Raw genomic sequence first — 21,337 nt, forward strand, 5'->3', positions numbered from 1 at the left:
CTCGCGCCCCATGGCAACCCTGATCCCACCTTCCGCACGGCATCCGCAGGGGCTGATCCCCTCGGGCCAGCTGTGGCTGCCGCGCGCCAGCCTGTCGGCCTGCCTGCGCGGCACCATGGTGCGCAGCACGGTGGGCCACACGCTGCGGGATGAGCAACGCATCAACCGCTTTCCGGCCACGCCCCTTTGCAGCCTGAGCTGGTGGTTTGAAGGCCGCAGCGAAGCCCTGGTGGCAGACCGCCCCGACACCCAGCCCGGCCTGCACAGCCCGCGCGAGGCGTATCCCGGCCGCTGGGTGCTGGCGGGCCCCCAGACCCGGCCCAGCGCCAGCTATTGCGCAGCGCCCACCCACGCCATGATGGTGATGTTCATGCCCGACGCGCTGCACCAGCTCACCGGCCTGGAGCCTGAGGCGCTGACTGACCGTTTCGTGGATGCGCAAACCGTGCTGCCACCCGACTGGATTGCGATGTGCGAAGCCGTGCAGCACCAGCCGAGCGATGCCGCCCGCATGGACTGCCTGGAGGAGTTTCTGGAACCCCGCTGGCAAGCCTGCCGTCCCGCGCAGGCGCTGCAGGTGCAGCGCTACGGTGACTGGGCCATGCACCTCGCGCAGCGCGCCGCTGTATCGGCTCCAGGCCGCAGCCTGCGCCAGCTGGAGCGCCGCATCAAGCGCTGGGCCGGGCTGCCGCTGCGCGAGCTGCGCGGCTTTGGCAAGGCCGAGCAGGCGTTTTTCGACACCATCGCTTCGGACGCAGCGAAGGGCACCGTGAAATGGGCCGATGTGGCGGCAGGCGCGGGCTTCTCGGACCAGTCGCACCTGTGCCGCGTGACGCGGCGCATCACCGGCTATGCCCCACAGGCGCTGTACGACGGCATCTACGGCGACGAGGCGTTCTGGGCATATCGCATCTGGGTGTAGTGGCCAGGGTAGCTGCAGCCGCCCGGCTGCGGCCCGCCACAGTACACGCCCGACCGGGCACACCCGCCACGTATCATCCCCGCCATGCTTGCCAAGTTGATGAGTTTCCTTCTGCTGGGGATCGTGCGGTTTCTGACCGGTTCCCAGGCCCGCTGGTACGGCTGCCCGCCCAAGGCCGAGCAGCGCATTTATTTCGCCAACCACCAGAGCCACGCCGACATGGTGCTGATCTGGGCGGCGCTGCCCGAGGAGCTGCGCAGCATCACGCGGCCCATTGCCGCCAAGGACTACTGGACCAAGACGCCGTTCCGCCAGTGGATCACCACCGCCGTATTCAACGCCGTGTATGTAGACCGTCAGGCCACGCCTGCGCGGCCACCGGCTCCCCTGGCGGTGGAGCCGGTGGGCGTGCTGGAGGCCCTTGCCACCGCCGCCAGCGACGCGGACACCGCCATGGCGGGCGGCCCCGATCCGTCGCCCGAAGCCCCGCCCCGCGCGCCCACCCCCGAGGAGCTGCGCGCAGCCCTGCCCGAGTCCGACCCGCTGGCCCCGCTGGTGCGTGCGCTGGAGAGCGGTGACTCCATCGTGATCTTTCCCGAAGGCACGCGCGGCCATGGCGACGAGCCGCAGCCGTTCAAGTCGGGCCTGTTCAAGCTGGCGCAGATGTTCCCGCAGGTGGTGCTGGTGCCCGCCTGGATCAACAACGTGCAGCGCGTGATGCCCAAGGGCGAAGTGGTGCCAGTGCCCATCCTGTGCTCGGTGACTTTTGGAGAGCCTGTGCAGCTGGAGGCAGGTGAAGAGCGTCGCCCGTTCCTCGACCGGGCACGCCGTGCAGTCATTGCGCTCAGGGAAGTCTGAACATGAACAACTTCCTCCGCAATTTGACTGCCACCCAGCAGGTCGGTGCCCTGTTCCTGGTGATGTTTGGCATCCTGTCCGTCGTCACCATCTGGGCCTTCGTACGCAATCTGCGCGAACACGCCAGCGACGACCCTGAGTCCGAAGCCCGCATTCTCGAAGCCAAGCGTTTCTGGGGGCTGCTCAAAACATCCTGGATGATGGCTTCCGTCTTCTGGATTGGCTGGGTGTTGGGCGACACGGTAGCCACCGTGCTCTTTGCCATCGTGGGTTTTTTTGCGCTGCGCGAGTTCATCACGCTCTCGCCCACGCGGCGTGGCGACCACCGCAGCCTGGTGCTGGCGTTTTTTGTGGTGCTGCCGCTGCAGTTCTGGATCGTGGGCAGCAAGCACTTTGACCTGTTCACGGTGTTCATCCCCGTCTACGTGTTCCTCGCCCTGCCCGTGGTGAGTGCGCTGGCCAACGACCCGCAGCGTTTTCTGGAGCGCAACGCCAAGCTGCAGTGGGGCATCATGGTCTGCGTGTATGGCATGAGCCACGTGCCCGCGCTGCTGCTGCTGGACTTTCCGGGCTACCGCGACAAGGGCGCGTTTCTGGTGTTTTTCCTGGTGTTTGTGGTGCAGACCTGCATGCTGGTGCAGCACCTGCTGGGGCGGCGCTTTCCGCACAAGCCCGTGGCGCCGCAGGTGAGCCAGAGTTTTCAGTGGACGAGCTGGCTGGCCGGTGTGGCGGCCGGGGGGCTGGCCGGAGGGCTGCTCACGTTCATCACCCCGTTCAAGCCCGGCCAGGCGCTGGGCATGGCGCTGCTAGCCTGCGTGGCGGGCAGCCTGGGGCACCTGGTGATGAAGGCCCTGAAGCGCGACCGCGGGATCACCAGCTGGGGCATGCAGGGCATGTCGGTCACCGGTGCGGGTGGCCTGCTCGACCGGGTGGACGCGCTGTGTTTTGCGGCGCCGGTGTTTTTCCATTCGGTGCGCTGGTACTTCGGTCTGTAAATGAACCGACCCAGAAATTTTCAAGAAAATTGGCATCTAGCGCTTTACCAACAAGCGATAGCAGCTATCAAATAGTGAGCAAATGCGCATCTTAGGCATCGACCCCGGCCTGCAGACCACCGGATTTGGCGTGGTAGACATGGACGGCCACAAGCTCAGCTACGTAGCCAGCGGCACCATCCGCACCACCACGCTGGCGCTGGGCGATCTGCCCGGGCGCCTGAAGATCCTGTTCGACGGCATCACCGAAGTGGCGGCCCGCTATGAACCCGATGTGGCCTCGGTCGAGATCGTGTTCGTCAACGTCAATCCCCAGTCCACCCTGCTGCTGGGCCAGGCACGGGGCGCCTGCATCACGGCCCTGGTGGCGAGCAATTTGCCGGTGGCCGAATACACCGCGCTGCAGATGAAAAAAGCCGTGGTCGGCCACGGCCGCGCCGCCAAGAGCCAGGTGCAGGAGATGGTGCGGCGCCTGCTCAGCCTGCCCGGCGTGCCAGGCACCGACGCGGCCGATGGACTGGGCATGGCCATCACACATGCGCATGCGGGTGCTGCCATGGGGAGGCTGGGCGAAGCCGCGACGCTGAACCGGCGCCAGCACGCGATGTACAAGGGTGGGCGGAGTTACTGACCCCAGGCGAGCCAAAGCACCGCCGCGCGGATGGGCGCCCACGGCTGCGGGGATGTCGAAGTGAGCGGACAAAAAAAATACCGCGCCCGAAGACGCGGCACTGCCCCACCAGGCTTTAGCAACAGCGAAAGGTCAGGCCACCTGCGTCTTCATCCGCTCCGCCCGCTCCTTGGGTGACGGATGGGTAGACAAAAAACTGGTCGAATCCCCGCCCGACATGGCGGCGAGTTTTTCCAGCGCAGTGACGCAAGCGGCGGGCTGGTAGCGCTTGGCCTTCATGAAGCCCATGGCGTAGTCGTCAGCCTCGCGCTCGTTGCTTTGCGAATGCTGGGCGCGCACCACTTTCTCGAACAGGTCACCCAGCTGCGAGCTGGCAATGGCACCGGCCTTGCCGTTGCTCGACGCCACGGCATTGCGCAGCGCGCTGGTGCGCAGGGCGGTCTGGATGCGGGCCTTGGTGTGGCCGGCCTTGACGTGGCCGATCTCGTGGCCGATCACATAGCGCACTTCATCGTCGGTGAACTTGTCCATCAAACCCGAATACACCCGGATGGTGCCGTTGGCCATGGCAAAGGCGTTGATCTCGGGCGTGAGGTAGACCTTGAAGTTCATCTTGAGGCCGTCGTGGGTGCCCAGGCCCGAGGTAAGTTTGGCCAAACGCTTGGCATAGGGGTTGCCTGCCGGTGCCACCTGGTTCTGGCTGTCCATCTCGGCGGACATCTGGTCGAACGTGCTCTTGAGTTCCTCGTCCGACAGGCTCTCGGACTTGGCCAGGTCCTTGCCTGCATCCAGCATCTTGCCCAGGTCAAACTGCGCCCACACGGGCGATACGGCGCTCACGCCGGAAGCCAGGGTTACGAGCGTCAACAATTTACGGCGGTCCATGGGGGTTCCCTCTCTGACGTGGTCAGCTTCTTGATTGGTCTTGAATCGATTGTGTTTTTGCGCAACCAACTGCAAGCAATGGTTGGCGCGCGCCGAAGGATAGCCACGCCAACGGCGTTTCTCGCTGGCGGCCGTGTCTTCAGATGTAAGAACTGTGTGCCGATGCTGGCGAGCGGGCCGAAACGGTGGGGGCTGGGCGAGGTTGCGGCGCCGGAAATCTTCGCAGAATTCAGACAAAAATGGCCTTAGCGCTTGTGTATCAAGCGTTTTAAGCTATCAAAAACAGAGCGACTATTCACACAGCGCCAGCTGGCCCTGGCCGTGCCTGTGTACACCGCGCCCCAAGGTATCAGCGTCCCAGGCCCCGCTTGAGTTCCTTGAGCAGCAACAGCACCTGGTTGGACGCATGGCGGCAGCTGCTGTTGAGCAGTTGCACGGCCTTTTGCTGCTCGCCCGCCTGGAACGCAGTCACCACATCGGCCGCCTGCTGGTGAAAGTATTTGTGCCGGGCCACCAGCATGTCGAACGCGGGGTAATGCCCCAGCCGCACGCGCCCCGTGCCATAGAGCCAGCGGCCCAGGTCGCAGCGGTCGTCCTGGCAGATGCGTTCGGGCCGCATCACTTCCTGCGAGCGGCCATTGACCATGTCCTGCAGCTGCAGGCGCCAGCGCTCATGGCTGGCAATGGCCGCGTCGATATCGATTTCGGTCATGAGCATGGAGGCGTACTCGGCGTCCAGCACCAATTCGCTGCCGTTGTCTTCCATGGCCCAGGTGGTGTCCGGGCTGGTGGGATCTTGCTCCCGGATCTTGAACAAACGACTGAAAAAACCCATGCTTGGTCCCTGTGGAGGCACCCCGTCCGCCAGCACCAGGAATGGTCCTGCCGGAAATGCCTTGAAACATTCTGTGGGGCGCGCGCGGTTTTGGCTATCAAAAAATGACCTCTTGGTAAAAACCGTGCGCGTCAACCCTTCTGGCCCTGCCAGCTCTGCCCCGGTAGCCAGCAGCAATGTGGCTAGGGCCAGACAATGCACGGATGACTTCCACTGCTCAACGCCCCGCCCTGTCCATGCTCGACCTCGTCGCCGTCCGGGAGGGCGGGACCGTAGCCGATGCGCTGCAGATTGCCCTGCGCACCGCGCAACATGCTGAAAAGCTGGGTTTTGCCCGTTACTGGCTGGCAGAGCACCACAACATGGCGGGCATTGCCAGCTCAGCCACCGCCGTGCTGGTGGGCCACATTGCCGGTGGTACCTCGCGCATCCGTGTGGGTTCTGGCGGCGTGATGCTGCCCAACCACGCGCCTCTGGTGGTGGCCGAGGCCTTTGGCACCCTGGCCGAGCTGTACCCGGGCCGCATCGACCTGGGACTGGGCCGCGCGCCGGGCACGGACCCCACCACCATGCGCGCACTGCGCCGCAGCCGGGTGGAGACAGCCGATGATTTTCCGCAGGACGTCGCAGAGTTGCAGCGCCTGCTGGCCCCGGCCGAACCAGGCCAGCGCCTGATCGCCATGCCCGGTGCGGGCACCAACGTGCCGATCTGGCTGCTGGGCTCCAGCCTGTTTTCGGCGCAACTGGCAGCGGAGCGCGGGCTGCCGTATGCCTTTGCCTCGCACTTTGCCCCGCGCCTGCTGCACCAGGCCATTGACCTGTACCGCAACCTGTACCGGCCGTCCGCCGCCTGGCCCCAGCCCTATGTGGTGATCGGGGTGCCGCTGATTGCAGCGCCCACGGATGAAGAAGCGGAGTTTCTGGCCAGCAGCACCTACCAGAGGGTGCTGGGAATTCTGACCGGCGACCGGCGCCGCCTGCTGCCGCCCGTTGAGAACTACGCCGCGCAGCTGCAGCCCCAGGAGCGCGCCGCGATTGGCGACTTTCTGGCCGCTGCCGTGATCGGCGGGCCGGACACGGTGCGCGCGGGCCTTGCACAGCTCACCGAAGCCACCGGGGCCAATGAGCTGATGCTGGTGAGCGATGTCTACGACCCAGCACTGCGCCTGCGCTCGCTGGATATTGCGGCACAGGCCCACGCCGAAGCGTGGGAAAGCCGCTGAGTGCCTTGATAAAAGAGCTTAGGTCTTCTGTCCGGTGTAGACGAAAGTTTCTGCCTTGCTCGCACTCTGCCCCATGATCACGATCGCTTGGGTTGTGTCGTTGTACAGAACAACGTGTTGAACAACCACGCCATCGCCCACGGGGCAGGTGGCTCCGCTGAAGGTGAGCGGCAGATCAAACACGTTCCGGCCGCTGGCGCGGGGCACCACGGTGCCGCGAACGGAGCAACCCGGGTAGGAGGGAATCGACACCAATCCACCGGTGGAAATGGAAACCGACACCAGGGGCTCCCGCACCTGGTTGCCAATGCCGGTGCCGGAATACGTACCCAGCAACTCGCTCACGACAGCAGGCTGCTCGTAGAGCACGCCATAGGTACCGGTGAACTTCACGCCCTTGGAATCCGTGACCTGCACCGAATCCCGCACCGCGTACTTGCCGCTATAGCTGACCGCCACCGTCGTCCGGCTGGCAAGGTTTGCCTCATCCACCACATTGAGATAGCGCCCGGTGCCAGAGACAACATCTGGGCCCGACGTCTGAACGGCGCCTTGCGATATGCCCACCACGGCGCCCACTGCATTGGTCAGGATGCTCCAGGATTCACCGTTCTCCAGCACCACACCCTGCACATTCAGAGGGTCGGTGGTCGCCCCGGTCCACAGGCCTTCCACGCCGGTGACCACGGTCGCAGGAGGCTTCGGCGCGGGCGGCGCCACGTCATCCCCACCTCCGCCGCAAGCAGATAACACCAAAGCGGCAACCAGTCCTCCCAGGGCAGTCGTCTTATTCACTTTCTTCTCCTTTGTGAGTCAATTCTGGGGGGGCTGCGCCATGGCGCGGCCCCAACTGCCGCATCTTAAGCGCAGGCACCGCAAGCGGCACAGGGCAAAATCGCATGCGGTGGGGGCCGTCTCGCCCACGCCACATCTGGTTCGAGGAGAACTTCACCAGAGGCAGCCACCCTTTCCAGCCATCCAGTTTCGATGGCTCCAACACCGCGCCGGTGTTTTATCGCGCCAGGTAGCCGCCATCCACCGGGTAATATGCCCCGGTCACAAACGACGCCTTGCTGGACGCCAGCCAGGTCACCAGCTCGGCCACCTCTTCAGGTTGCCCCAGGCGGCCGATGGGGTGGGCGCCCACCAGCATCGCGTTGATGCCAGCATCCTGCTCCAGCCCGCTGATCATGGGCGTATGGATAAAGGCAGGCCCGACGGCATTGATGCGCACGCCATGGGCGCTGTATTCAATCGCAGCCGCCTTGGTCAGCCCCACCACACCATGTTTGGCCGCGGTGTAGGCCGGGGCGGTGGCAAAACCCACCGACCCCAGGATGGATGCCATGTTGATGATGGAGCCGCCGCCATTCTTGAGCATGGCTGCGATCTGGTATTTCATGCCGTAAAACACGCCGGAGAGGTTGATGTTGATGACCTGGGCCCAGCCATCCAGGGGGTAATCGGCCGTGGCCGCCTGCGGGCCGCCGATGCCCGCGTTGTTGCAGGCGATGTCCAGCCGGCCGTAGTGGGCCACGGTGCGGTTCACCAGCGCTTCGCAGTCCTCAGGCTTGCCCACATCGGCAGCCACAAAAATGGCATCGCCCCCGGCTGCGCGTACCAGCGCCGCCGTTTCCTCACCTGCCTGCACATTCACATCCGACACCACCACCTTGGCGCCTTCGCGCGCCCACACCAGCGCAATGGCACGCCCAATGCCCGACGATGCCCCGGTGACCAACGCAACCTTGTTCTTCAGCATGAAAGACTCCTTGTTCATTCAGAACACCTGCAACCCGATGCCACAGATCGCTTTTCATTCTGCGCGCCCAATGCGTCAGCGCCTTGACCTGGGTCATCCCGCTGGCAAGGGTACTGGCCCACAGCCATGGGCCTTGGGTACCGGCTACCATCAGGGGCTGCAAGGTTTTCGCCCGCATCAGCCTGTTGTGTGACCGCCTGATTTCCACGCCACCGCCATACCGCCCGCACCCGCATGCCTGCTTTTTCCTTTGAAGCCCTGGACGCCCAGGGCCAGACCCGCAAGGGCCTCATGGAGGCCGACACCGCCAAGGCCGCGCGCAGCCTGCTGCGAGCCCAGGCCCTGGTGCCCCTGGCGGTAGAGCTGGTGCAGACCGGCCAGTCGCTGGATGGCAGCTCGGCCAGCCTCAGCCAGCGCCTGTTCACGCGGCCCGTGTTCAGCGCCACGGGCCTGTCGATCTGGACGCGGCAGATTGCCGGGCTCGTGTCTTCCGGCCTGCCGCTGGAGCGCGCCCTCACGGCACTGTCTGAAGAAGCCGACGACGAACGCCAGCGCCACCTGGTGGCCGCACTGCGCGCTGAGGTCAATGCCGGGGCCACGTTTGCGCGCGCCCTGTCGCAGCACCCGCGCGAGTTTTCCGATATCTACTGCGCGGTGATCGGCGCGGGCGAGCACAGCGGCAACCTGGGCCTGGTGCTGGAGCGCCTGGCCGACGACCTGGAAGAACGCCAGGCGCTCAAGGCCAAGCTGGTGGGCGCTGCGCTGTACCCCGCCATCGTGACCGTCGTCGCTATCGTGATCGTGCTCTTCCTCGTGGGCTACGTGGTGCCCCAGGTGGCCAGCGTGTTTGCGGGCACCAAGCGGGCGCTGCCGTTTCTGACCGTGGCCATGCTGGGCATCAGCGCTTTTGTGCGCAGCTATGGCTGGATGATGCTGATTGCTTCTGTTTTGATCGCTTTTGGCACACGCTGGGCGCTGACCATCGGGCATATTCGCGAAAAATTCGATGCCGCCTGGCTCAACCTGCCGCTGGTGGGCAAGCTGGCGCGCGGCTACAACGCAGCGCGTTTTGCGGGCACCTTGGCCATGCTGGCGGGTGCGGGCGTACCCATCCTCAAGGCGCTGCAGGCCGCCGCCGAAACGCTGAACAACCGCGCCCTGCGCGCCGATGCACTCGAAGCGCTGGTGCTGGTGCGCGAAGGTGCGCCCCTGGCCTCGGCGCTGGCGCAGAAAAAGCGCTTCCCCGGCCTGCTGTCGATGTTTGCGCGCCTGGGCGAGCAGACGGGGCAACTGCCGGTGATGCTGCAGCGCGCCGCCAGGCAGCTTTCCACCGAGGTCCAGCGCCGCGCCATGGCGCTGGCAACCATCCTGGAGCCTTTGCTCATCGTGGGCATGGGCCTGATCGTGATGCTGATCGTGCTGGCCGTGCTGCTGCCCATCATCCAGCTCAACCAGTTCGTGAAGTGACTCTATGGCCGTGACCCTGGACGACAAGCTGGTGGTGGCGATCTCATCGCGGGCGCTGTTCAACTTTGAGGAGGAAAACCGCGTCTTCGAGCACGAGAGGGATGACCGCGCCTATGTGGACCTGCAGCGCCAGCGCCTGGACGTGCCCGCCGCACCCGGCGTGGCGTTCTCTCTGGTGCGCAAGCTGCTCGCCTTCAACACCTCGGAGCACCAGCGGGTGGAGGTGGTGCTGCTCTCGCGCAATGACCCGGTCAGTGGGATGCGCGTCTTCCGCTCCTGCAACGCCCATGGCCTGCCCACCATCCAGCGCGGCGTGTTCACCCAGGGGCGTGACCCTTTTCGCTACCTGCGACCGCTGGGCGCACACCTGTTCCTGTCTGCCAACGAGGCCGATGTGCGCGAGGCGCTGCACCTGGGCTACCCGGCCGCGCGGGTGATCACCGAATCGGTACAGGCAGGCGACGCCAACCCGCAGGAAGTGCGCATTGCCTTTGACGGCGACGCCGTGCTGTTCTCCGATGAGGCCGAGCGTGTGTACCAGGCCGAAGGCCTGGCCGCCTTCCAGCAGCACGAAACCGACAAGGCCGCCCTGCCCCTGCCCGATGGCCCGTTCAAGCCCCTGTTGGCGGCGCTGCACCGACTGCAATCCGCCGGAGAGGCCGGCGGCACCACCGGCATGCGCATCCGCACCGCACTGGTCACGGCGCGCAGCGCCCCGGCGCACGAACGCGCGATCCGCACGCTGATGGACTGGAACATCGATGTGGACGAAGCCATGTTCCTGGGTGGCCTTCCCAAGGGCGAATTCCTGCGCGAATTCGAACCCGACTTTTTCTTCGACGACCAGACAGGCCATGTGACCTCAGCCGCCCGTCATGTGCCAGCCGGCCATGTGAACAGCGGTATCTCCAACCCCCTGCGCCCTGCCGGCGATTAACCCGGGGCCGGGCACGGACCCGCGTTCCTTCGAAAAGTTTTGCAATCCCCTGCAACTCCCGGTGAAAACTGCAAGCCTTGGGTTGCATTCCGCCCACGCACGCCCAGCTGTGCCAACATCGTTGCCAGTCCACAGAAGGAGCCTGTTTTGCGCATCAGATTTTCCCTGGCCGCCTGCGTGATGAGCACCCTGGGGGCAGCCTTGGGCACCACTGCACTGGCCATGCCCCCTGCAACTGCGCCAGCGCCACCAGCCCCCGCCGCCAGCGCCCCCACTGAATCCCAGGCAGCCCTGACCAAAGGCGAGATCAAGGCCATGCGCGAGTTCAAGATGCTGGACTTCAATGGGGACGGCAAGCTCAGCCGCACCGAGGTCAAGCTCTTTCCCCGGCTGGCCGCCGCATTCGACGATGCGGATACAGACAAGGATGGCTATGTGTCGTACGAGGAAGTGCGGGCCTTTGCCGCCAAGTACCGCGCGGAGCGGGATCAACAGCGGGCTGCCCAGGCGGCTCCCGCTTCATCACCCCGGCCTTGAGGCCAGAATGGGGGGGGAAATTGAATGAAATAAGGCTCCAGCGCTTATCAGTTATGCGCAAACAGCTATAATTTTAGGAGCAAAACCCTCACAAGCCGCCAGTGCGCTTGATCTTGGGGTCGGAGTAGGTCAGCGGCTCGTTCTTGACCTGCTGGGCCATGCGCTCCTGCAGGGTCATCTTGTTGATGTCCTGCGCCACCTCCACCGCACTGCCACTGGCCCGCCACATCGACTGGATCAGCTCCAACAGTTGTTTGTAGATCGGCTCCTTGGGGGGCTCGGGCGGTTCTTCCACGGTGTCTTTTTTCTTGACCTCGGTCCAGTCCCGGTTTGATACATCGGGCGCTGAGGGCTTGTCGGGCTCGCGCACGATGGCGCCCTCGCCCAGCCGGTCCATGGATTCAACAGGGTTGGATGCATTGATGGGCCGCACCGGCGGCGCGCCAGAGGCGCCAGTGGAATACAAATCAGCGCCCTGAGGACGCCAACTCGGCGATCGGTCGACAGGTGGCATTTGCATGGCAGTGGCCCCAATGGTTGATGAATAGATATGCTCGAAGTGCAGAGGCTTTTTCGCCGTCTTCGTAATCTATTACGGCAAAAAGAAGGGGAAATTTAGGTCTTTTTCACCGATTGGCTCAAATTTAGGGTTTTCCCTAATCTTTGTCACCCTTTTGGGTGCATGCGGGGGCCGGATCGGCTCACAGCCGACCGATTGCACTCATTCCCGCACCGGGTCTGGAGCTACTGGCTTGTGGGGGGAGCGGGCACGGCAGGGCTTGGCACTGCCGTTGTGCCTTGCCGGTGGAGACACCGGGAGGACCCCGTACAGGGTCAGATCAGAGAAAGCGTTCCAGCAACCGGCGCGAATGCCGGTCCAGCGCCGTGGTGTCTTTGACGCGGAACTGCACGCCGTCGCCCCCGGCAATCAGCAGGCGGGTGCGTCCGCCCAAGCGGCGGATGTCTTCCTCGGCCTTGAGGACGAGGCTGGCAGGGCCCCGGTCCGTCTCCACCTGCCAGGTGCTGGGGGTGGAGAAGCTCGATACTGCAATGATTTTTTCGATAGTGGGCACAAACTCTCGCACTTCCAACTCTTCTTCGATGAGCTGGCGGGCGGGGGCTGGCAGCTGGTCCAGCCGGTCGATCCACAGCAGTTCGTGGCCGTCAGATCCGATCAGCGAGAGCCCTTCGGCGGGTGCCGCGATGGGGAAGGCCCGCACAGGCGTGACGCCCTCGTGGGCCGTGCCGTCGGCCAGGGTCAGAACCAGCCGACTGTGTGGATTGCGCGCCAAGGTGAACGTGGCGGAGGCGGTGGACGGCGATTGCGGGAAGGAAGGGGTGTTCATGGCGTTTTCCTGCAGTGCAGTCATCACGGGTTGCCCGCAGGGTGGGCGGGGTGCAGCAGGCTGCTGTCGATGATGACGCCGGCCGCCTGGGCGTCTTCTTCGGCACGGCGCGCCTGGGCTTCGTAGAGCCGCCAGTAGGCGCCCTGCTTCTCCATGAGTTCGTCGTGCGGCCCGACCTCCACCACTTCGCCCCGGTCCATCACTACCAAGCGGTCGGCTTTGCGCAGGGTGGACAGGCGGTGGGCGATGGCAATCGTGGTACGGCCCTGCACCAGGTTGTCGAGCGCCTTCTGGATTTCCTTCTCGGTCTCGGTGTCCACGGCCGAGGTGGCCTCGTCCAGGATCAGGATGCGCGGGTCGATCAGCAATGCGCGGGCAATGGAAATGCGCTGGCGCTCGCCGCCCGAGAGGCCCTGGCCACGCTCACCCACGAGTGAGTCGTAGCCATGGGGCAAGCGCAGGATGAATTCATGGGCGTGCGCAGCGCGGGCCGCCGCCACGATCTCCTCGCGCGTGGCCTCGGGCTTGCCGTAGGCGATGTTCTCGGCAATGGTGCCGAAGAACAGGAAGGGCTCCTGCAGCACAAGACCGATGTGGCGGCGGTAGTCGGCCACAGCGAAACGGCGGATGTCGATGCCGTCGACCTGGATGGAGCCATCGCTCACGTCATAAAAACGGCTGATCAGGTTGACCAGCGTGCTCTTGCCTGAGCCGCTGTGGCCCACCAGGCCGATCATCTCGCCGGGGCGGATATCCAGATCCAGCCCCTTGATGACTGCGCGGCTGCCGTAGCGAAAGCCCACGCCCTGCATGGTGATCGCGCCCTGAACCTTGTCCACCTTCACGGGTTGGGCCGGGTCGGGCACGTTGCTCACATGGTCCAGGATGTCGAAGATGCGCTTGGCGCCAGCGGCGGCCTTTTGCGTGACCGAGACAATGCGGCTCATTGAATCCAGCCGCCCGTAGAAACGGCCGATGTAGGCGATGAAGGCCGTGAGCACACCCACCGTGATCTGGTTGCGCGACACCAGCCAGATGCCGAAGCCCCACACCACCAGCAAGCCAATTTCAGTGAGCAGCGACACGGTGGGCGTGAACAGGCTCCAGGTCTTGTTGAGCTTGTCGTTGACTTCCAGGTTGTGTTGGTTGGCGTCTCGAAAACGCTGGGCTTCGCGCTTTTCTTGCGCAAAGGCTTTCACGACCCGGATGCCCGGGATGGTGTCGGCCAGCACGTTGGTCACTTCGGACCACACGCGGTCGATCTTTTCAAACCCGGTGCGCAGGCGGTCGCGCACGGTGTGGATCATCCAGCCAATGAAGGGCAGCGGCACCAGCGTGACCAGCGCCAGCCATGGGTTGATTGAGAACAGAATGGCCGCCGTCATCATGATCATGAGCACGTCGGTCACAAAATCCAGGGCGTGGAGGGACAGGAAGACGTTGATGCGGTCCGTCTCCGAGCCAATCCGCGCCATGAGGTCACCCGTGCGCTTGCCGCCAAAGTAGTCCAGCGACAGGCGCAGCAGGTGCTCGTAGGTGGTGGTGCGCAGGTCGGCGCCGATGCGCTCGGACACCAGCGCCAATATGTAAGTGCGCGCCCAGGAGAGGCCCCAGGCCGCCAGCGCCGACAGCAGCAGGCCGCTCAGGTACAGCAGCACCAGGCCGGGTTCGATCTGCTTGCCGTTCTGGAACGGGATCAGGATGTCATCCATCAGCGGGATGGTCAGATACGGCGGCACCAGTGTGGCGGCGGTGGACGCCAGCGTCAGCGCAAAACCGGCGGCCAGTTGCTTGCGGTAAGGCCGGGCAAAGCGCCACAGGCGCAGCAGCACCCAGGTGGAAGTTTGGGGCGGCTGGGCGCGGGCGCAGGCCGGACATTCATCGGTGTCGGGCGGCAGGGGCGTGTGGCAGGTGGGACAGGCGGGTTCGTCGGCCTCGTCCTCGGCGCCGTTGTCACCCCGGGCGCTTTGCTGCTCAAAACGCTGCAGCAGACGCAGGGCCTGGGCGTGGTGCGCAAGGGTAAAGCGCCACAGCGCCAAGCGCTCGCGAGGGCTGTGCAGCTCCAGCGAGCCCACACCGCCATGGTCCTGCAGCTTGAGCGCCAGGCCATCGCCCAGGGGCCAGCTGCGCCAGGCCGTGGTGCCCGCATCACAGGCCAGCAGCCGTTCAGACGTCACCACCACCCAGCCTGCCGCAAAGCGCAGCGCCGTGCTCAGGTCAACCTGAAGCGCTGCCAGTACGTTTTCCTTGGAAGCGAGCATGGCCCGCAAATCGGCCCCCAAAGGGCCAGAAAAGACACCCGAGGCGTCCACAGAATGGTGATGTTGCATTTTTGGTTGGGTTTTCCGCCCCCGGCTGCCTGCGGTGACCGATCTCGCGAAAGCGCGAATTCTCCCCGATACTGCATGCCACGGTGCGACGGCATCCTCATTTAACGCCTCTGACGCTCATTTGGCTGACACTGCGCACAGCCCCAGGACTGGAGCACAATCCTCGTCCACAAAAGTTTCCTTTCACAGTTTCTTCCTCTCCCGCATAGCCCATAGCCCTTACCCGGCCGGACCAACTCACCCGCTGCAATCCATGGCGAAACTCAACGACATCCAACTGCTTCGCATCAACTACCTGCGCGGCCCCAATATCTGGACCTACCGGCCTGTACTGGAAGTCTGGCTGGACCTGGGCGAGCTGGAGGACTACCCCTCCAACCTGCTGCCCGGTTTCAACGACCGACTTACCGCCTGGCTGCCCGCACTGATCGAACACCACTGCGGCGTGGGCGAACGCGGTGGGTTCCTGCAGCGCCTGCAGGAAGGCACCTGGTGCGGCCATGTGCTGGAGCACATCGTGATCGAGTTGCTCAACCTGTCGGGCATGCCCACCGGTTTTGGCCAGACCCGCAGCACCAGCCAGCGTGGCGTATACCGCATGGTGTTCCGGGCGCGCGACGAAAGCGTGGCGCGCGTGGCGCTGGCCCAGGGCCACGCGCTCATCATGGCCGCCATCAACGATGAGCCGTTTGACGTGGCTGCCGCCGTGGCCCGTGTGCGCACCGAGGTGGACGACCAGTACCTTGGCCCCAGCACCGCCTGCATCGTCACCGCCGCCACCGACCGGGGCATCCCGCACATCCGCCTGAACGACGGCAATCTGGTGCAACTGGGCTATGGCGCCAGCCAGCGCCGCATCTGGACGGCTGAGACCGAGTTCACCAGCGCCATCGCCGAAGGCATCGCCAGCGACAAGGACCTGACCAAGAGCCTGCTCAAGTCCTGCGGCGTGCCCATCCCCGAGGGCCAGGTGGTCAACAGCCCCGAGGAAGCCTGGGAAGCCGCCCAGGACATCGGCCTGCCTGTGGTGGTCAAGCCCTCTGACGGCAACCACGGCCGGGGTGTGACGCTGGATCTGCACAAGCAGGCAGACATCGAGGCCGCCTACCACGTGGCCTACCCCGAGGGCAGCGACGTCATGGTCGAGAGCTTCATCCCCGGCGACGAGCACCGCCTGCTGGTGGTGGGCGGCAAAGTGGTCGCAGCGGCACGTGGTGAAGTGGTCACCATCACCGGCAACGGCCGCTCCACCGTCAAGGAGCTGATCGACACCCAGCTCAACTCCGACCCGCGCCGTGGCTACGAAGAAGAGTACCCGCTCGAAATCATCGACCTGGCCACTGACACCAAGGTGCAACTCGAACTCAAGCGCCAGGACCTGGGCGCCGACTCGGTGCCCGCCGCTGGCCGCCAGGTGGTGGTGCAGCGCAACGGCAACGTGGCCGTGGACTGCACGGACGACGTGCACCCCGAGGTGGCCTACATCGCCCAGTTGGCGGCTAAGGTGGTGGGGCTGGACATCGCCGGCATCGACTTGGTGGCCAAGGACATCTCTAAACCCCTGCACGCCCAGGGCGGTGCCATTGTCGAAGTGAACGCAGGCCCTGGCCTGCTGATGCACCTGAAGCCCGCCGTGGGTGCACCGCGCCCTGTGGGCCAGGCCATTGCAGAGCATCTGTTCCCGTCGGAAGACGATGCGGGCCAGGCAGGCCGCATTCCGCTGGTGGGCGTGGCGGGCACGCGTGGCACGTCAACCATCGCGCGGGTCGTGGCCTGGCTGCTGCACCTTAGCGGTCACCACACGGGCCTGGCCTGTCGCGAAGGGCTGTTCCTGGACCGCCGCTGCGTCGAATCGACCGATTGCGCGCACTGGGAGGCCGCCCACCGCCTGCTGATGAACAAGACCGTGCAGGCCGCCGTGATCGAAAGCGACGCGCGCACCATCCTGCGCGACGGCCTGGCCTACGACCGCTGCCAGGTGGGTGTGGTCACCGACATGGACGGCGTGGAAACGCTGGCCGAATTCGACGTGCACGAACAGGACCAGATGACCAAGGTGATGCGCACTCAGGTGGACGTGGTGCTGTCGGAAGGCGCAGCGGTGCTCAACGCTGCCATCCCGCAAGTGGCCGACCTGGCGCCGCTGTCGGACGGTGCCGTGGTGCTGTATGCCCAGGACGCCACCCTGCCCGTCATCGTGGAACACCGCGCCAAGGACAACGGCCGCGCCGTGGTGGTGAAGAACGGCCGCGTGGTGCTGGCCACGGGCAGTGCAGAACATGTGCTCGGTTCGCTGGCAGACCTGACCTTTGGCCGCAATGCCGTGGCGCCCGACACCGACGCCCTGCTGGCTGCCATCGGCACGGCCTGGGCGCTGAACATTGCCCCTGACCTCATCGGCGCTGGCATCAAGACCTTTGAGCCCGAACTGGTCCCCACCACCGCACTGCGCTCGTGATGGCACCTCGCGCATTAGCTTTAGTTTGTTGTTTGACCTCGCATCCCACGACCTGAACAGGGCCTCAGCGCCCTGATGGACCACTGAAAGAGACTTCCATGGATGTATCCCGCACCCGGGCCCTGCGTGGCCCCAACCTCTGGAGCCGCCACATGGCCATCGAGGCCGTGGTGACCTGCGCCGAAAACGAGCGCGCCGTGGGCCAGATGGCCGGGTTCGAAGCCCGCCTGCGGGCCCTGTTTCCCGCCATCGGCGCGTTGCACCCCGAAACCGGGGGCGGCGATGTCTCGCTGGCCCATGTGCTGCAGACTGCCGCCCTGGCATTGCAGGCGCAGGCAGGTTGCCCTGTCACCTTTGCGCGCACCACCGCCACCACCGATGCGGGTGTGTACCAGGTGGTCGTGGAATACAGCGAAGAGGCCGTGGGCCGCAAAGCCTTTGAGTACGCGCAGCAACTCATCAAGGCGGCGCAAGGCGAAGGCAATTTTGATGCCGACACCGTGATTGCCGAGCTGCGCGAACTCGACGAAGACGAGCGCCTGGGCCCCAGCACCGGCTCCATCGTGGACGCCGCCGTGGCGCGCGGCATCCCCTACCGCCGCCTCACGCGTGGCAGCCTGGTGCAGTTTGGCTGGGGCTCCAAGCAGCGCCGTATTCAGGCGGCCGAGGTCGATTCGACCAGCGCCGTGGCCGAATCCATCGGCCAGGACAAGGACCTGACCAAACGCCTGCTGCATGCCGCTGGCGTGCCCGTGCCGCTGGGCAAGCCGGTCGAGAGCGTGGACGAAGCCTGGGAAGTGGCCCTCAAGGTCGGCCTGCCCGTGGTGGTCAAGCCACAGGATGGCAACCAGGGCAAGGGTGTGACGGTCAACATCACTGACCGCGCCCAGCTCGAAGAAGCCTACAAGAACGCCGCCGAATACGGCACCGTGATGGTCGAGCGCTTTTTGCCGGGCCATGACTTCCGCCTGCTGGTGGTCGGCGACCAACTGGTGGCCGCTGCACGCCGCGAGCCGCCCCAGGTGCTGGGCGACGGCCAGCACACGGTGCGTGAGCTGGTCCACCAGGTCAACCTCGACCCACGCCGGGGCGAGGGCCATGCCACCTCGCTCACCAAGATCCGGCTCGACGACATTGCCGTGGCCCGCCTGGCCATGCAAGACCTGACGCCCGACTCGGTGCCCGCCAAGGGCCAGCGCGTCGTCCTGCGCAACAACGCCAACCTGTCCACGGGTGGCACCGCCACCGACGTGACCGATGATGTGCACCCCGAGGTTGCCGCACGCGCTGTGGCCGCCGCCCAGATGGTGGGCCTGCACATCTGCGGCGTGGACATGGTGGCCGAGACCGTGCTGCGCCCCCTTGAAGAACAAGGCGGCGGCTTTGTGGAAGTGAACGCCGCCCCCGGCCTGCGCATGCACCTGGCCCCCAGCTACGGCAAGCCCCGCAATGTCGGCGCAGCCATGGTAGACAAGCTGTTTGCCCATGGCGACGACGGCCGCATCCCCACCGTGGCCGTGACCGGCACCAACGGCAAGACCACCACCGCCCGCCTGATTGCGCACCTGTTCACCGCCCAGGGCCTGCGCGTGGGCATGACCAACACCGACGGCGTGTACGTGAACGGCCGCCAGATCGACAGCGGCGACTGCAGCGGACCCAAGAGCGCCCGCAACGTGCTGCTGCACCCCGAGGTGGACGCCGCCGTGTTCGAGACCGCGCGTGGCGGCATCCTGCGCGAAGGCCTGGGCTTTGACCGCTGCCAGGTGGCCGTGGTCACCAACATCGGCGCGGGCGACCACCTGGGCCTGAACTACATCACCACGGTGGAAGACCTGGCCGTGCTCAAGCGCGTGATCGTGCAGAACGTGGCTACCACGGGCTACGGCGTGCTCAACGCGGCCGACCCCATCGTGGCTGCCATGGCGCCCGCCTGCCCCGGCAAGATTATCTTCTTTGCCAGCGACCGCCACCATCCCGTGATGGCCACGCACCGCGCGCAGGGCCACCGCACCGTGTATGTGGATGGCGACTCCATCGTGGCTTCGGAAGGCTCGTGGCGCGAGACCATCCACCTGCGCGACGTACCCATCACACGCAACGGCAAGATCGGTTTTCAGGTCGAGAACGTCATGGCGGCCGTGGCCGCCGCCTGGGGCGTGGGCATGCCCTGGCAGACCATCCGCCGGGGCCTGTCAGGCTTTGTGAACGACAGCGACAACGCGCCCGGCCGCTTCAACATCATGGACTACCGGGGCGCCACCGTGATTGCCGACTACGGCCACAATCCCGACGCCATGCGCGCCCTGGTGGGTGCCGTGGACGCCCTGCCCGCCAAGCGCCGCAGCGTGGTGATCAGCGGCGCGGGCGACCGCCGCGACGAAGACATCCGCGACCAGACCGTGATCCTGGGCGCCGCATTTGACGACGTGATCCTGTACCAGGACGCTGCCCAGCGCGGCCGCGCCGATGGCGAGGTGATGGCCCTGCTGCGCGAAGGCCTCGCAGGCGCATCACGCACCACACACGTCGAAGAAATCCGGGGCGAGTTCATTGCCATTGACGCCGCCCTGGCGCGCCTGCAGCCCGGCGACCTGTGCCTGGTGCTGGTGGACCAGGTGGAAGAAGCCCTCGCCCACCTGGCCCAGCGCTGCACCGAAGCCGGGGCCGCTGCGTGATGGCCCTCAAGCAAGCGGCCACCTCGGCGCTGCTGGCCCTGGCCGCAGCCACCGCCTGGATGGGCGTGGCTGGCAGTGCGCAGGCAGCGCCCGGCGAAAAAATCGGCACGGTGGACACCGCCTTCCAGTGGATCGGCCGCGACCACGACATCCTCGTGGAAGCCTATGACGACCCCGGCGTTTTGGGCGTGACCTGCTACGTCTCGCGCGCACGCACGGGCGGCATCAAGGGCACACTGGGCCTGGCCGAAGACCGCGCCGAAGCCTCCATCGCCTGCCGCCAGGTGGGGCCCATCAGCTTCCCCGAGCCGCTCAAGAAGCAGGAAGAGGTGTTCAGCGAACGCATGTCCATCCTGTTCAAGCGCCTGCGCATCGTGCGCATGGTCGACCCGGCCCGCAACACGCTGGTCTACCTCACCTACTCCGAAAAACTCATCGACGGCTCGCCGCAGAACAGCGTGACCGCCGTGCCGGTGGACCGGGCCATGGCCATCCCGCTGCGCAAATAAGCGGGCAAGGCCGTACACAACAGAAAGCAGAAAGAGGCCATGGCCCCTTTCTTTTTTTATATAAAACCAGCTCCTAGCGCTTATCCATCAAGCGCCAGCAGCTATCAAAACAATAGTATTCATCAAGCCTGGCTGGCAATCTGCCGCAGCGCCTGCTCAAACACCTCCACCGGCTGACCACCTTGAATCAGGTGGCGCTCGTTGATGATGATGGCGGGCACCGAGTGGATGCCATTTTGCAAATACAACTGCTCACGCTCGCGCACCTCTTCGGCAAAACGGTCAGACGCCAATAGTTCACGCGCCTCGTCCACATTCAGCCCGACCTCACCCGCCACGCGCACCAGCACTTCGTGGTTGCTCGGGTCTTGCCCATCGGTGAAATAGGCTTTGAACAGCGCATGCTTGAGCTGCGGCTGCAAGCCCTTCTCTTCGGCCCAGTGCAGCAGGCGGTGCGCGTCAAAAGTGTTGTAGACGCGGCTGCGTTTGCCTTTGCCAAACGTGAACCCCAAGTCCGCGCCACGCGCGGCAATGGCCTCGCGGTTGCGTTCGAGCTGCTCGGGCGTGGAGCCATACTTTTCCTGCAGATGCTCGTTAATGTCCTGGCCCTCGGGGCCCATCTGCGGGTTCAGTTCGAAAGGCTGAAAGTGCATGTCAAGGGCCACTTCGCCCTTCAGGCGATCGGCCGCCTGCTCCAGCGCCTTGAGGCCGATGATGCACCAGGGGCAGGAGACATCGGAGACGAAATCGATCTTGAGGGTTTTGGTAGTCATGGCAAGCTCAAAAAATCAGAGCTGGATGGTAGACCAATGCAATGGCCTTCGCAGGAGGGCGCTTTTGTGCCCCTGAAGCGCCCGCTTCCTGCCCCAGTGTTCTCTAGTGTGGCGTTGCACGCTAGCGCAGAACGCCAGGCTTCAGTCCTCCTCGTTTCTGCCGATATCCGTCAGACAGCTATGAAATATCC

The 21,337-nt window shown here is 65.1% G+C and carries 19 protein-coding genes; 11 read left to right on the top strand and 8 right to left on the bottom strand.

Features of this window, described 5'->3' with window-relative positions:
- The first annotated feature begins 10 nt into the window (after positions 1-10).
- The 4 genes from C8C94_RS13975 (at position 11) to ruvC (ending at position 3,406) form a co-directional block, all read left to right on the top strand.
- Positions 11-922 carry a helix-turn-helix domain-containing protein gene (locus C8C94_RS13975; protein WP_233573470.1) on the top strand — a complete coding sequence of 304 codons (912 nt, stop codon included), beginning with the start codon at positions 11-13 and terminating at the stop codon, positions 920-922.
- A gap of 84 nt (positions 923-1,006) precedes the next feature.
- Entirely contained in the window at positions 1,007-1,780 is a 774-nt protein-coding gene (locus C8C94_RS13980) for a 1-acyl-sn-glycerol-3-phosphate acyltransferase (RefSeq protein ID WP_121421136.1), read from the top strand.
- A gap of 2 nt (positions 1,781-1,782) precedes the next feature.
- A complete protein-coding gene (locus C8C94_RS13985; RefSeq protein WP_055395967.1) occupies positions 1,783-2,775 on the top strand; it encodes a phosphatidate cytidylyltransferase in 993 nt (330 codons plus the stop codon).
- An 82-nt stretch (positions 2,776-2,857) separates the two neighbouring features.
- Positions 2,858-3,406 (top strand): crossover junction endodeoxyribonuclease RuvC, encoded by a 549-nt coding sequence (gene ruvC, locus C8C94_RS13990; RefSeq protein WP_055395965.1) that lies wholly within the window; start codon positions 2,858-2,860, stop codon positions 3,404-3,406.
- A gap of 132 nt (positions 3,407-3,538) precedes the next feature.
- Here ruvC and C8C94_RS13995 read toward each other — a convergent pair whose 3' ends face one another.
- Positions 3,539-4,291, bottom strand: coding sequence for a M48 family metallopeptidase (locus C8C94_RS13995; protein WP_121421137.1), 753 nt, complete (start codon positions 4,289-4,291; stop codon positions 3,539-3,541).
- A gap of 349 nt (positions 4,292-4,640) precedes the next feature.
- Positions 4,641-5,126 carry a CZB domain-containing protein gene (locus tag C8C94_RS14000; protein WP_055395973.1) on the bottom strand — a complete coding sequence of 162 codons (486 nt, stop codon included), beginning with the start codon at positions 5,124-5,126 and terminating at the stop codon, positions 4,641-4,643.
- Positions 5,127-5,329: 203 nt separating this feature from the next.
- Here C8C94_RS14000 and C8C94_RS14005 point away from each other — a divergent pair, with 203 nt between their 5' ends.
- On the top strand, positions 5,330-6,349 hold the full coding sequence (locus C8C94_RS14005; protein WP_121421138.1) for an LLM class flavin-dependent oxidoreductase: 1,020 nt from the start codon (positions 5,330-5,332) through the stop codon (positions 6,347-6,349).
- An 18-nt stretch (positions 6,350-6,367) separates the two neighbouring features.
- On the opposite strand, the gene C8C94_RS14010 is transcribed toward C8C94_RS14005, so the two are convergent.
- Entirely contained in the window at positions 6,368-7,144 is a 777-nt protein-coding gene (locus tag C8C94_RS14010; protein ID WP_147433262.1) for a hypothetical protein, read from the bottom strand.
- A 217-nt stretch (positions 7,145-7,361) separates the two neighbouring features.
- Complete coding sequence (locus C8C94_RS14015; protein WP_055395971.1) at positions 7,362-8,111, bottom strand: SDR family NAD(P)-dependent oxidoreductase; 750 nt, start codon at positions 8,109-8,111, stop codon at positions 7,362-7,364.
- A gap of 234 nt (positions 8,112-8,345) precedes the next feature.
- On the opposite strand from C8C94_RS14015, the gene gspF reads away from it, so the two are divergent.
- From gspF to C8C94_RS14030, 3 genes are all read left to right on the top strand, one after another.
- Entirely contained in the window at positions 8,346-9,578 is a 1,233-nt protein-coding gene (gene gspF, locus C8C94_RS14020) for a type II secretion system inner membrane protein GspF (protein ID WP_121421140.1), read from the top strand.
- A 4-nt stretch (positions 9,579-9,582) separates the two neighbouring features.
- The gene (locus tag C8C94_RS14025; protein ID WP_121421141.1) at positions 9,583-10,515 is read left to right on the top strand and encodes a 5'-nucleotidase; all 933 of its coding nucleotides are present in this window, start codon (positions 9,583-9,585) and stop codon (positions 10,513-10,515) included.
- Positions 10,516-10,695: 180 nt separating this feature from the next.
- A complete protein-coding gene (locus tag C8C94_RS14030; RefSeq protein ID WP_121421142.1) occupies positions 10,696-11,052 on the top strand; it encodes an EF-hand domain-containing protein in 357 nt (118 codons plus the stop codon).
- A gap of 88 nt (positions 11,053-11,140) precedes the next feature.
- Here C8C94_RS14030 and C8C94_RS14035 read toward each other — a convergent pair whose 3' ends face one another.
- From C8C94_RS14035 to C8C94_RS14045, 3 genes are all read right to left on the bottom strand, one after another.
- A complete protein-coding gene (locus C8C94_RS14035) occupies positions 11,141-11,572 on the bottom strand; it encodes a hypothetical protein (RefSeq protein WP_121421143.1) in 432 nt (143 codons plus the stop codon).
- Positions 11,573-11,891: 319 nt separating this feature from the next.
- A complete protein-coding gene (locus tag C8C94_RS14040) occupies positions 11,892-12,398 on the bottom strand; it encodes a DUF1854 domain-containing protein (protein ID WP_121422862.1) in 507 nt (168 codons plus the stop codon).
- A 23-nt stretch (positions 12,399-12,421) separates the two neighbouring features.
- Positions 12,422-14,728, bottom strand: a complete 2,307-nt coding sequence (locus tag C8C94_RS14045; protein ID WP_121421144.1) for an ABC transporter ATP-binding protein — start codon at positions 14,726-14,728, stop codon at positions 12,422-12,424.
- Positions 14,729-14,981: 253 nt separating this feature from the next.
- Here C8C94_RS14045 and cphA (C8C94_RS14050) point away from each other — a divergent pair, with 253 nt between their 5' ends.
- From cphA (C8C94_RS14050) to C8C94_RS14060, 3 genes are all read left to right on the top strand, one after another.
- A complete protein-coding gene (gene cphA, locus C8C94_RS14050; RefSeq protein WP_055395949.1) occupies positions 14,982-17,186 on the top strand; it encodes a cyanophycin synthetase in 2,205 nt (734 codons plus the stop codon).
- A gap of 98 nt (positions 17,187-17,284) precedes the next feature.
- Entirely contained in the window at positions 17,285-19,864 is a 2,580-nt protein-coding gene (gene cphA / locus C8C94_RS14055; protein ID WP_121421145.1) for a cyanophycin synthetase, read from the top strand.
- Positions 19,865-19,923: 59 nt separating this feature from the next.
- A complete protein-coding gene (locus C8C94_RS14060; RefSeq protein WP_121422863.1) occupies positions 19,924-20,373 on the top strand; it encodes a CreA family protein in 450 nt (149 codons plus the stop codon).
- A 122-nt stretch (positions 20,374-20,495) separates the two neighbouring features.
- Here the strand turns inward: C8C94_RS14060 and C8C94_RS14065 are convergent, their stop codons facing one another.
- Positions 20,496-21,146, bottom strand: coding sequence for a DsbA family oxidoreductase (locus tag C8C94_RS14065; protein WP_121421146.1), 651 nt, complete (start codon positions 21,144-21,146; stop codon positions 20,496-20,498).
- Positions 21,147-21,337 lie beyond the last annotated feature (191 nt).

This window comes from Acidovorax sp. 94, from assembly GCF_003634645.1.
Taxonomy (GTDB): Bacteria; Pseudomonadota; Gammaproteobacteria; order Burkholderiales; family Burkholderiaceae_C; genus Acidovorax; species Acidovorax facilis.